Origin of the sequence: Paenibacillus sp. FSL L8-0158 (assembly GCF_038592965.1) — a bacterium.
GTDB classification, from domain to species: Bacteria; Bacillota; Bacilli; order Paenibacillales; family Paenibacillaceae; genus Paenibacillus; species Paenibacillus polymyxa_D.
In genome coordinates, this window is the sequence record NZ_CP151949.1 from 5,724,969 (window position 1) to 5,737,552 (window position 12,584).

Genomic DNA, 12,584 nt, shown 5'->3' on the forward strand with positions numbered 1-12,584 from the left:
AGCAGAAAAAAATGTTCAATACAATTGGTGTTATTGGTTTAGGGGTAATGGGCCGTAATATCGCTTTAAACATGGCTGGTAAAGGTGAGCAAGTCTCTGTCTATAATTATACGAGGGATTTAACGGATGATCTTATTAAAAAAAGCGAAGGTCACTCCATCCATCCCTACTATGAAATTCAAGATTTTGTTTGCTCCTTAAAAACTCCAAGGAAAATTTTCCTTATGGTAACAGCGGGCAAACCGGTCGATTCGGTAATAGGTACATTAGTACCCTTTCTTGAAGCAGGCGATGTGATCATGGACGGTGGTAACTCCCATTACAAAGATACGGAACGTAGATATGATGAATTGAAGTCAAAAGGAATCGGTTATTTAGGAATCGGTATTTCCGGCGGCGAAGTGGGGGCTTTAAATGGACCTTCAATCATGCCTGGTGGAGATAAAGACGTATATGAAAAAGCAGCTCCTATTCTAACAAAAATAGCAGCCCAAGTGGACGGAGATCCTTGCTGTGTTTATATAGGTCCAAAAGGGGCCGGTCACTTTGTAAAAATGGTACATAACGGAATCGAGTATTCAGATATGCAATTAATCGCAGAAGTCTATACATTTTTAAGAAAGAGGTTATGTCTATCTGTTAATGAAATTGCCGACATCTTTGAAACATGGAATCAAGGTGAACTGAAAAGTTATTTAATCGAAATTACCGCAGAGATTTTACGAAAAAAAGATGAAATAACAGGCTTACCTCTGATCGATGTGATTCTGGATAAAACGGGGCAAAAAGGCACAGGTAAATGGACAAGTATTCAAGCAATTGATCATGGGATCCCATCATCCATTATTACAGAGTCATTGTTTGCTCGTTACATCTCCTCTTTAAAAGAGGAACGGGTTTATGCAGAAAATATCCTGACAGGCCCAGAGATTGATCAGCGAAGTTTAGATAAAGCTGTGTGGATTGAGTACATTAGACAAGCTTTTTATATGGGTAAAATTTGTGCCTACGCGCAAGGATTTGTACAATATAAAATGACTTCTGAGCTTTACGGATGGAATTTACCTTTACAGGATATTGCCCTTATTTTCCGTGGTGGTTGCATCATTCGTGCAGAATTCTTAAACGTAATAAGCGAAACATATCAAGAACAACCGAATTTGGCTAATCTATTAATCGCCCCGTATTTTGCTGAAAAGGTTAAAGAATATCAAATGGGATTGCGAAAAGTTGTCTGTGAGGGCATTAATTCTGGCATTTCGTTTCCATGTTTAAGTGCTTCACTTACATATTTCGATAGTTACCGGACAGCCATTTCAAATGCTAACCTTTTGCAAGCACAAAGGGATTATTTTGGTGCTCATACTTATGAACGAAGTGATGTAGCAGGATTCTTTCACACCAACTGGCAGTGAACCATAGTCGTAGTAAATCTCCAGAGCCCTAATGAACTGGTTCTTCCCTTCACTAGGGCTCTTATTTTGAGTACATTTTCCCCACAATGCTCTTGTGTCTATATCGTAAATAAAAGCTACATGACAAAACGATTAATACATGTGTTGATCCTTTAATCGGACCAGAACTTTACCAAATCGTCCTCCTTGCTGAACAGGGATTTTCTTCCCTGCGTACGTCTTTCTTAAATAGGCTTCTGCTTTCTGTAGCGACTGCTCATCTGTTGGCATCCCGAAGAATGAGAACCAACCTAATGTATGTTTTACCGCCTCGTCCACCGACATCATTATGGTTTGAGTTTCACGAGTAATCAGAGTTTGAAAAGAATAGCCGTATATATTTAATAGTTGGATGATATAGAACATATCCGAAGTTTGTACTGGATCTTCCTTGGTTCCGACTACAGGGCGCAGTTCCTGAATCAGACTATGCTCCTTAGGTCCAGCAATCGTACTGATGTAACAAAACTGACTAGCACAAGCGAGCGCCTTCTCTACCATGTCCCAACCAAAAATAGCTGGACACATAGACGCAAAGACCAAATCAAATTTGTTTTGCCATCCATTCGTCTCAATAGATAACTCTTCAAATTGTTCCCGCACGATTTTAACGTTTCCCTTTATCGATGGCTTAATACTCTCTTCCATTAAGGCTGTCAACGGCCCTGAAGGCTCAACGGCGGTAACATGGGCCCCTTCCTCTGCAAAAGGAATACTGAAGACACCAGAGGCAGCACCAATATCCAGGATAGAGGAGTCTCTAATGGTAACTCCCTGTGTCCTTAGCCATCCCATAATTCTGGCTGTTCTCTTTATTCCCTCTTCATTAAATGCCTGCTGGTGGAAGCTTCTTGCCCTTGCCATATCATCAAACGAATGAGCCGGTACTGTTCCCGCTCTTAGCATTCGATTCACACCAGCTTCCGGATCGTTGATCCAAGCAGCCTTCCATACTTCGGGATCAAATAAAGACTGGGTCATTGATTAGACTTCCTTTCTACTAAATAGATTTTAAAGTCTGCTAATATCTACACCTTGCTTCCGTATGGCGAATATGAAACACCTTACAATCGACATTATAGACTTATTATATCCGTAATTCAATCAAAAAAATTTAAATGACTAAAAACCATACCCTCACGCCGTGCGGCACAAGAACTTTCTCGACGAATGCCCTTATGCCTTCAAGCGTGTTTGTACCCTCGGCCCGAAAATCTTTGCCTCATTTATGAACGATTGAACTCGTTGCTTCTGTTGTACCTTTTGCCTCCCCATGTCCTGCACCAAATAGGTTCAGTACCACCACGCCAATAACAATTAAAGCAATACCTGCGATACTTCCTGTATTGATTTTTTCTTTCCAAATCAATACTGAAATAAGTGTTGTAGCAACAGCCCCTACACCTGACCAGATAGCATAAGTCATATTTAAAGGAAGCGTCTTGAGGGATAAGGAGATAAAGAAGAAAGAGATTACGAACGCAACAATTGTGAGTAAAGTCGGATACAGCTTGGTAAACCCTTCTGAAGCTTTAAGCATTGAAGTTCCAACAAGTTCACCAACAATAGAAATTGCCAAGAAAAGATAAGCCATTATTCAATCTCCTTTATATATGTTTTCAATTCTTCCATCATTTTTTGTCTCATTTCCTCATTGGGAGGAGCAAGCCCAAACATTTCGGCAAACCACAAGCCGTCTATAGCTAATCGGACGATCGTGGATCGAACGGGGTCCAATTCGTCGTTTTCAATTTTATTCTGGATATTCTCATACTCGTCCTGAAGTAACTTTAGCATGTGAGGGTTCGTAAACTGTGCTGCTGAGAGAGCGGTATACAGGTCACTTGCATTCCGATCGCCAGCAAATGATGTATTCATATACGCGCGAGTCCATCTTCCTTTAGAATGCATATCGTTTTCTGCTCTCTCATTAAATTCGGAGACAAAGCTGGTCGATAGTTGTTCAACCATTCCCAAAATCAATTCATCTTTATTCGGAAAATGGTAAAGCAATCCTCCTTTACTTATTGCCGCTTTCTTAGCCACCGCTTCTAACGTTAATTTCTCTACTCCTTGTTCATGCACAATCATGGAGGCCGCTTTAAGAATTAATTCCCTTTTTAATGTTTTTTTAGTTGTATTCATTTTGTCACCACCCACTTTATTGTACCGTCCAGACGGTTTTATTTCAAGCAGAAAATATGTTTAAGCTAAATAAAAAGAAGCCTTGGCGTACAACATTTCAGCCAAGACTTCTTCAAATAAACATCTATCCAGCCCAGACATCTGGCAAAAGTTCGCATCTGTTGGGTTTAAGTGCCACCTATAGCTTATCTCTGCAGATATTGTCTCAGCCATTGGAGCGCGGGACGTTCCGTGCCGTTAGAATTCAGCAGATGTGTGTTCGGCTTCCAAGTTTGTCCCTGAATATACCCCCAGAGCGTAACTCCCTTCACTGAGGGATGTTGCCAGAGTACCGGAAACTTCTCCTTGTATCTGGCAAGTTGGGTGTTATCATCCCCAGTTATATCCAGTTCCGACACATAGATCGGCAATCCGGTCGCCGACAGCTTATTTAGTACAGTATTCATCGTGTTGACTGAGACGGTGTCCATACTGAACTGGTGGCATTGAATGCCAATTCCATCAATCAGGCCTCTACTCTTGAGCTGATTAATAATATTGACATATTGGTCGGTTAACGAAGGGTCGTTGATAATTCCATATTCATTGATAAGCAGCTTGGCATTCGGAAAAGCTTGTCTGGCCTGTTGGAACGACCATATGACCCAATCCCATCCGGTCGACCCGTCACCACCAATGGCATTGCGGAAAGACGGCTTCTGATGCAGCGGCTCATTCACTACATCTACAAACTCCGCATTCGGATAGCGTTGACCTGCTGCTTTAATCCACTGAGTCACTTCCACTTTCTGTTCAGCAGCCGGCAGTCCCCTAACCCAACCTGGCTCCTGGGCACCCCATACCAACGTATGAAACTTGAACGGGAAGCCATTGCTACGCGCATAATTGTAGGCGGTATCCGCCTGCGACCAGTTCATGTTGTTACGATTGCCTTCAACCGATTCCCACTTAGTCGAGTTCTCCGGCGTCACTTGATTCCAGTATGTCCCGTAACTAGGAGGGACACTGCCCGCAATGACATTCCCCAGGAATTTGCTGCCTTTCACCAAACCGGCATCCGCCTGATTCGTCAAAACAGACGATAACAATACACCCGCCAACGCCAAACTGCCTACCAACTTGCCTACTTTAAGCCTCAACATATAATCTCCTCCTCACAAGTAGTTTTTAATATTCTCACCTCTATATAAATCACTTACATTTCCAATTATAAGGATGAGAGATTATTATCCGCTACATGTGAAAGTAAAGATTCTACCCAAAAAAATTTACATCATTGCGGGACAGTTAAACATCTGGTGCTCCTTTAATACACCGTTTCGGTTAAAATCTAGCATCGTATCATGTATTTGCCTAAATTTAAACTGCCCCTTTAGTAGTTTAAGGATTAAGCGCTCTTGCAATCGCGTCCACATAACTTTGGCTAGCCCGTTGGCTTACTTCTGCTTGCGGAACCATCCCCTCAAAGTTGTGGAATGTGCCGGGATACAGATGGAATTCGACGTCCACCCCCGCTCGGGCAAGGCGTGCTACATATTCGATCGTCTCATCGCGGAACAGATCGAGCTGGCCTACGCACGTATAGGTCGGCGGCAGGCCAGCCAAGCTTTCTGCTCTCGACGGCACAGCGTATGGGGACGCCTCGCTATCTTCGGTACGATCGCCCAAGTACATGTTCCAGGCCGCCAAGTTGTTCTTCCGGTTCCATGGTGCATTATCGGCCGTAATTTCATGACTCGATGCCGTAACATTGCGGTCGTCGATCATCGGATACAGCGGCATTTGGAAGATGAGGGCTGGCCCGCCTTTGTCACGAGCCATTAAAGCAAGTGCTGCGGTTAGACCGCCACCCCCGCTTGCACCGGCAATTGCAATCCGATCTAAGTCGATGCCCAGCAGCTCAGCTTTGTCGGCCATCCACGTCAAAGCGGCGTAACAGTCATCGATGGCAGCTGGGTAGGGGTGCTCGGGAGCAAGTCGGTAATCGACCGATACGACGACGCATTTGGCAGCCTGCACGAAGCGTTCACACAAAGCATCGTCCATATCAGGATGCCCCATCACATAGCCTCCCCCGTGAATCCACAGCATTGCCGGAAGCCTAACGTCAGTTCGCTGGGCAGGTTCGTAGATTTTGACTAATATCTCGCCTGCTACGCTCGGAATCATCCGACTTGTCGTGCGTACGTGCTCCGACTGCTCAATGGGAGGACTCGACAAATAGCTTCTGCTCAGTTCTAAATTTTCTTCCAGTTGAAAGCCAGGAAATTGTGCAATTACTGATCTTAATTCTGGCAACAAACGATTTTCAAAATCCATGTGAATCACTCCTATGTTTGGTATTTATAATCTTTTTTCCGTCTCCGCTTCCCACTGGGCTATTTCTTTCCGAACTCGGGGTGCTACCTCTGTTCCTAGCAGCTCAATGGCTCTCATCACCTCGGCATGCGGCATCGTGCTTAACGGAACATACAGCATAAAGCGTGTAACGCCCACATGTTTGCGAAGGTGAATGATCTTCTGGGCAACAGTCTCAGGATCGCCAACATACAGCGCACCTTCAAAGCTGCGCGCAGCATCGTAACTAGAACGATCATAATGCGCCCAGCCCCGCTCCCTGCCTAATCTATTCATACCTGCCATCGTAGAAGGGAAATATGTATCTGCAGCTTGTTCATTATTCTCTCCGACAAATCCTATTGAGTGCGATCCAACCTTAAGCTGCGATTCGTCATGACCAGCGTGCGCCGCTGCTTTCTTATAAAGCTGCACGAGCGGTGCAAAATTCACCGGATTCCCGCCAATAATCGCCAGCATCAAGGGCAGTCCTAACAAACCTGCACGGATAGCAGAATCCTGCCTGCCCCCGCTGCCAACCCATATCGGTAAAGGATTCTGAACCGGCCGTGGATACACACCCAAATGGTTAATCGCTGGCCGATGTCCGCCTTTCCAGGTTACTTTTTCGGACTCCCGTATTTTAAGGAGCAATTCCAAGTGTTGTTCAAACAGCTCATCATAGTCTTCCAAGTCATAGCCAAACAGTGGAAAAGATTCAATAAAGGAGCCTCGGCCCGCCATAATCTCCGCACGTCCATTCGAAATACCATCCAGCGTAGCAAAATCCTGAAAAACGCGAACGGGATCAGCTGAAGAAAGCACTGTCACTGCACTGGTCAGCCGAATCCGTTTCGTCTGCGCTGCAGCCGCTGACAGCACAACTGCTGGTGAAGATGCCGAATAATCCTTCCGATGATGCTCACCTACACCAAACACATCAAGTCCCACTTGATCAGCAAGGATAATTTCCTCGACAACTTCGCGCAATCGCTGTGCGTGACTTATCACTTCACCTGTCTGAACGTCAGGCTTTGTTTCTACAAACGAAGTAATACCTATCTCCATGGTCCATCTCTCCTATTCTAATAGCTTTCTTTCTATGCCAATCAAATAACGATAAAATATCATACCGATCGGTAAAATATTTTTCCCAGTAAATATAACTCATCAAAAAGAGTACTGTCAATAAATATAGTAAAAACACTTTAATTTATCCTCATACTGATATCTCCTTGGTGCGATAAACCAATCTGCATTTGACAATATAACGGGCTAATTATAAGATAATAACATACTAATTGGTACGCAAATGAAGACCCCTGACAATTATGATCAGAGTCATTGAATTAAGAATAAAATTACGAGTAATGAGAGGTATTGATTATGGGACGAATCCGCGAATTTGACGAAGATAAAGTATTAGATGCAGCTATGCAAATATTTTGGGAGAAGGGATATGAAGCTACCTCATTGAGTGATTTAACTTCCAGAATGGAAATTCAACGACCCAGTATATATTCCACTTTTGGAGGCAAAAAAGAATTGTTCGAAGCTGCGCTGCGCAAATACATGATGTCCCGTGCTTCTCTGATCCGAACCAAGCTTCAAAGCGATTCATCTGTAAAAGAAGCATTTCGAACTTTTTTTGAGGGTGTGGTCGATGAGGAATATGCGGAAAATCCTAGAAAAGGATGCTTTTGCATTAATACAATGGTTGAACTTGCGCCCCATGATGAGAAGTTTGAAATTCTTACAAGGGAGCATCAAATGTACCTATCGGTTATATTTCAAGAAACCATTGAACGAGGTATACAATCAGGTGAGCTTGAGGTCGGGCTCGATGCGAAGGCTGTATCACAGGCGCTAGTCGTATCGTTAATTGGACTGACCGTAATGATAAAGTCTCGTCCAGAACGATCATTTATTGATAACACGATAGAGGTGACACTTACACTTCTTAAGTAATTCGGAATGAATTCAATTTTGAATATATATGCTTTATTATGTATAATAATTCAAAACTAATAAAAAAGGGAGTGCATCTAATGTCATTTTTAATAAGGAAAGCTAAGCCTGATGATTTAAACAGTTTAACCGAGTTAATGTATGAATACATCGTTGGTTTTTATCAAAACCCTAGGCCACCTATCGAAAAAATTCATAATTTGATACAAACCCTTTTTGAGCAGCAAAACGGTATACAATTTGTGGCGGAACAAAATGGAGAATTAATCGGCTTTGCTACATTATTCTTTACCTTTAGCACGATGAAAGCAGACAAAGTCACTGTTATGAACGATCTATTTGTATTGGAACCATTTAGAGATACAGAAGTAGAAACACAGCTTTTTTTAGAATGTCAAAAATACTCACAAAATCAAGGCTATGCTCATATGGCCTGGATAACTTCTACCGAGAATAAACGCGCTCAAATTTTCTTTAAAAAGATGGATGCTGTCCAAGGGAGAGATTGGGTTCACTTTTCATCGTAACAATACTTTTGATACGATTTTCCGCGCTAACGGCAGTTCAAAGGGCACCCGATTGGGTGCCCTTTGTTCGTAACACATGTTTTCACGCATCGGATATGGAAACACGCCGATACCCGTGCCTTCATGGCCTCCCTTTGCTGCTTAGAATAGGCTCGTTTCTACGTCCATTCTCTAAACACTCCTCCAAGGATACGGTTAGACAAACAGTTAATCGTTGATATGTATTAGAGTGAACCTGGATATAGAGTATACTAGATGAGTATAAGTTCGATACACGATGACATTATATATGTAATGGTATTTCAAATACAGCGCAGAAGAGGTTGAAAATGAGTCAGAAGCATTTTACAGATTACGCATTAAGTGAAGAAATTGTAAGAGCGCTGAATAGCTTGGGCTATGAGACGCCAACGGAGATTCAGACGGAAGTTATTCCTGTTGCGCTTGAGAAGAAGGATCTTGTCGCCAAATCGCAAACAGGTAGTGGCAAAACAGCGGCATACGGCATTCCAATCTGTGAGCTAGTAGATTGGAATGAGAATAAGCCCCAAGCTTTAATCCTGACGCCAACCCGCGAACTCGCGTTACAGGTCACCGAAGACATCACGAACATTGGACGCTTTAAGCGGATAAAAGCAACGCCTCTTTATGGGAAACATCCTTTTCATATCCAAAAGGCCGAGTTAAAACAAAGGACGCATGTGGCTGTAGGTACGCCAGGACGTGTACTGGACCATATCGAACGAGGGACGCTACCGTTAGATCGGATTGCCTATCTCGTGATTGATGAAGCTGATGAAATGCTGAATATGGGCTTTATCGAGCAAGTTCAGTCGATTATTCAAGCGCTGCCTAGTGATCGGGTTACCATGTTATTTTCCGCTACCTTCCCTGAAGATGTAGCCACACTGTCACGTAAATATATGAATGATCCTGTTAAAATTGAGATTAAAGCGACTGGTATAACGACCGCCACAATTGATCACTCTCTTATTCAGGTGAAGGAGTCAGACAAGCTGGCCCTACTGCAAGATCTGCTCATTGTTGAGAATCCTGACAGCTGCATTATTTTCTGTCGTACGCAGGAGAATGTAGATACATTATTCAGAGCATTGGCTGATCTCGAATATCCATGTGATCGCATTCATGGTGGCATGGAGCAAGACGAGCGATTTGAGGTAATGAATGCATTTAGAAGGGGTCAATTCCGTTACTTGATTGCAACAGATGTTGCCGCACGAGGAATTGATATCACGAATATCACCCATGTCATTAATTATGATATTCCCCTTGAGAAGGAGAGCTATGTTCACCGCACAGGACGTACGGGACGTGCTGGCAAAACGGGGAAAGCCATTTCCCTCATCACTCCCAAGGATGGCAGAAGATTAGCTGATATTGAAGCATATATTGGATTTGCGATTCCGCAGGTAAAGGCCCCTTCAGAAGAGGCTGTTGATCTCCGTAGAGAAGATTTTGAGCAGAAACTGCATGTGAAAACCGCACTCAAAAAAGATAAGCGCGAGCAATTAAACCAGCAAATTATGAAGCTGAATTTTAACGGCGGTAAGAAGAAAAAACTTAGAGCTGTCGACTTCGTGGGGACCATCGCTAAGCTTGACGGGGTCACCGCAGATGATATCGGGATTATTACGATTCTGGATAATGTGACAGATGTCGAGATTCTGAATGGCAAAGGTCCACTGGTGCTTGAGATTATGAAGAATACAACCGTAAAGGGCAAGCTGTTAAAGGTACGCAAAGGGAATAAGTAGCAGGTACGCTGCATAAAAGAGGGTTAGGCAATCCCACCCAGCAAAGCCAATGGTTTTCGTTAGCTATACGGGCGGGATTGCCGATTTTACCTCTTAATCGTTTAATTCATCTTTCCACTTATCGATATCAGAAGCACTCCCAAATCGTTTCAGAGATTACTTACTATTGCGACGTCTAAACTTATTAAAAATGTAATGTCTAAATAGGACAATTGAAATTTCGGGTAGCAATACAGCAAATATGTATAACAATATAATGAATGGTAATGACGAAATGAAAGTTTCAGCGCCCTGGTCTGTTTTCACACGTTCAACTAGCAGCCACCACATAGGTACTGATACAATCCACATCAAAATGTTAGAGATGATTACATAAAGAGTATTTTTCCATAACAGACAAAACAAAATTGCAATAATGGCCGGAACAGTCCATGACCCTATCATAAGACTATTACTTAATATAACAAATGTTATAACAGGATATAAAAGTACAACCACCATCTGGGCTCCCCTATTATCATAAAACTTCATTTCCCATCTCCTTTTCTACTTTTTTACAATCTATTTCACTTTTTTGATAGGTATATTTTATCATTCTATTTATTTCCACAATATAATTTTAAGTTCTATGAAATCAACAACGTTGGTGATAATTGTTCTGCTTTATCGTATTCTCTTAGAGAGTTGATAGAATACTTAAAAAAATTTTAGAAAAGGTGTCCCTTTCGGTCATCTTCGTTTGTTATACAGATATAGTTTTCTTTTCGATCAGAGGGGGTGCCTAAATCTTTGAATGAGGAAATCGAATCTAGAATTAAACGGGTCCAAGCTGGCGAGATCCAGGATTACGCCTACATTGTAAAGGAGTATCAACGTCAGATTTTTGTATACTGCTGGCGGATATTAGGAAGCGAGCAGGAAGCGGAAGAGGCAGTTCAGGATATTTTCGTTAGTGCTTTCGAGAAAATCAGTATGTACAAGCCCACAGTGGGCTTCTCCTCTTGGCTGTATAAAATGGCTTATCATCACTGCCTAAACCTGATCCGCAGGAAGAATCTACAGCGCAAATTTAAAATTACCCTGTTTACCTCAACTAACATGACTTCAGACAGTCCAGCGCAGGTTATGGAACGTCAGCTTTTCAGTGAACCGCTGAGCCGGGCATTGGACCAACTGAATGCAGAGGAGCGTAACCTGTTGGTGCTGCGCATTTTTGAAGAAAAAACGTTTGGAGAAATCGGGGAAATTATGAACAAAAGCGAGGAAGCTATCAAGAAAAAATACGGCAGGACAAAAACAAAGCTCAAAAAAATAATGGAGCCCCAAAAGGAGGACCCAAAATGCGTGAATTACAAGACAGAGGCTTAAAAAACATGGACATGCTGACGGAACCAGAGAGTGTCCTAAAAATCCAAGCTTTTGACGTTTCTGACAAAGTAATGGAACAGGTCTACCAAAAGACGATGCTCAAAAAGGGGAATATAGGAAAAGTCCATTTTCAGCCTCGCATCACCGTCCCCATCATGATTTTGCTTTTTGTAGTAGGGGCCTCTGTGACCGGATACGCAGCTTCACAATATCTTGAATTCCGCAACAGTAAGGGCGACGTTGTATTAAATACCGCCAAAACACCTACTGAAACGGAGGCCTCCAAAACCTATACCTCCACCTACGCACGGTGGAACGAAGAAGTGAGAGACCGTTTGCAACCAGGAGAGTATGCCGCTTATTACGTCAAGGACGATTCTATGAATCAAAACAACCTATCTAATCCGGCCCTGTTTGCGTACAAACCGGCTGAACTTTCAAGTTTCAACAGCCTACAAGATGAAATCAAGCGGACTGAGGCTCCATTATTCAGCAACCCCACTCATCTACCGGATGGCTATCAGTTTGAATTCGGATACGTCTATCCAGTCACTGCATACCCTGGGATGATGACCAAAAAGGAATATCGATCTTTAACCGATAAACTGATGCAACAGGCCAAAGCTGCACCGGAGGGTGAAAATCTGTTTATTCAAAGGCTGAGCTGGGACAAATCAGACTCCTCCTTTGCCCGGTATGCGAGAGGAAACGACTATGTAAACATTACCGTCACCAAATACACTTCTGAAGTCACGAAGACGACCATCATGCAAAATGAACAGGATTCGGCAGAGCAATTGACAATCAAAGGAACTAAGGCCTATTACATCAGGGCAAGTGAAGCAAGCAAGCCCTTGGAAGCGGGAAAAAACCGACTGGGATGGCTCGATGAAAAAAGACGTTTACACTACAACATATCCGATAACCAGGACAGCCCGCTGAACAAAGAAGACCTGGTAAAAATAGCTGAAGATTTGCTTAACGGTTCACCGCAATAGCTATACAAGAAA

General features: G+C 42.9%; 12 protein-coding genes. 6 read left to right on the forward strand and 6 right to left on the reverse strand.

What is annotated here, in order from left to right; translation table 11 throughout:
* Nucleotides 1–11: 11 nt before the first annotated feature.
* Nucleotides 12–1,415: a decarboxylating NADP(+)-dependent phosphogluconate dehydrogenase gene (gnd, locus tag NSQ68_RS25405; protein WP_342427560.1), complete on the forward strand. Its 1,404-nt coding sequence runs from the start codon at nucleotides 12–14 to the stop codon at nucleotides 1,413–1,415.
* 132 nt (nucleotides 1,416–1,547) lie between these two features.
* Here the strand turns inward: gnd and NSQ68_RS25410 are convergent, their stop codons facing one another.
* From NSQ68_RS25410 to NSQ68_RS25435, 6 genes are all read right to left on the reverse strand, one after another.
* Nucleotides 1,548–2,435, reverse strand: a complete 888-nt coding sequence (locus NSQ68_RS25410) for a class I SAM-dependent methyltransferase (protein ID WP_342427561.1) — start codon at nucleotides 2,433–2,435, stop codon at nucleotides 1,548–1,550.
* Nucleotides 2,436–2,676: 241 nt separating this feature from the next.
* Entirely contained in the window at nucleotides 2,677–3,048 is a 372-nt protein-coding gene (locus NSQ68_RS25415; protein ID WP_307350709.1) for a multidrug efflux SMR transporter, read from the reverse strand.
* On the reverse strand, nucleotides 3,048–3,599 hold the full coding sequence (locus NSQ68_RS25420; protein ID WP_307350707.1) for a TetR/AcrR family transcriptional regulator: 552 nt from the start codon (nucleotides 3,597–3,599) through the stop codon (nucleotides 3,048–3,050). Before NSQ68_RS25420 ends, NSQ68_RS25415 begins: the two co-directional genes overlap by 1 nt.
* Nucleotides 3,600–3,784: 185 nt before the next feature.
* Nucleotides 3,785–4,741, reverse strand: coding sequence for an endo-1,4-beta-xylanase (locus NSQ68_RS25425; RefSeq protein ID WP_342427562.1), 957 nt, complete (start codon nucleotides 4,739–4,741; stop codon nucleotides 3,785–3,787).
* A gap of 238 nt (nucleotides 4,742–4,979) precedes the next feature.
* Nucleotides 4,980–5,918: an alpha/beta hydrolase gene (locus tag NSQ68_RS25430; protein WP_342427563.1), complete on the reverse strand. Its 939-nt coding sequence runs from the start codon at nucleotides 5,916–5,918 to the stop codon at nucleotides 4,980–4,982.
* Between the two features lie 24 nt (nucleotides 5,919–5,942).
* Nucleotides 5,943–7,004: an LLM class flavin-dependent oxidoreductase gene (locus NSQ68_RS25435; protein ID WP_342427564.1), complete on the reverse strand. Its 1,062-nt coding sequence runs from the start codon at nucleotides 7,002–7,004 to the stop codon at nucleotides 5,943–5,945.
* 318 nt (nucleotides 7,005–7,322) lie between these two features.
* Between NSQ68_RS25435 and NSQ68_RS25440 the strand changes: the two genes are divergently transcribed.
* The 5 genes from NSQ68_RS25440 (at nucleotide 7,323) to NSQ68_RS25460 (ending at nucleotide 12,572) form a co-directional block, all read left to right on the forward strand.
* Nucleotides 7,323–7,904: a TetR/AcrR family transcriptional regulator gene (locus NSQ68_RS25440; protein WP_307350701.1), complete on the forward strand. Its 582-nt coding sequence runs from the start codon at nucleotides 7,323–7,325 to the stop codon at nucleotides 7,902–7,904.
* 80 nt (nucleotides 7,905–7,984) lie between these two features.
* Entirely contained in the window at nucleotides 7,985–8,431 is a 447-nt protein-coding gene (locus tag NSQ68_RS25445; RefSeq protein ID WP_342427565.1) for a GNAT family N-acetyltransferase, read from the forward strand.
* Between the two features lie 329 nt (nucleotides 8,432–8,760).
* Nucleotides 8,761–10,206 (forward strand): DEAD/DEAH box helicase, encoded by a 1,446-nt coding sequence (locus NSQ68_RS25450; RefSeq protein ID WP_342427566.1) that lies wholly within the window; start codon nucleotides 8,761–8,763, stop codon nucleotides 10,204–10,206.
* Between the two features lie 789 nt (nucleotides 10,207–10,995).
* Nucleotides 10,996–11,574 carry a sigma-70 family RNA polymerase sigma factor gene (locus NSQ68_RS25455; protein WP_342427567.1) on the forward strand — a complete coding sequence of 193 codons (579 nt, stop codon included), beginning with the start codon at nucleotides 10,996–10,998 and terminating at the stop codon, nucleotides 11,572–11,574.
* On the forward strand, nucleotides 11,547–12,572 hold the full coding sequence (locus NSQ68_RS25460; RefSeq protein ID WP_342427568.1) for a DUF4367 domain-containing protein: 1,026 nt from the start codon (nucleotides 11,547–11,549) through the stop codon (nucleotides 12,570–12,572). Before NSQ68_RS25455 ends, NSQ68_RS25460 begins: the two co-directional genes overlap by 28 nt.
* The last annotated feature ends 12 nt before the right edge of the window (nucleotides 12,573–12,584 follow it).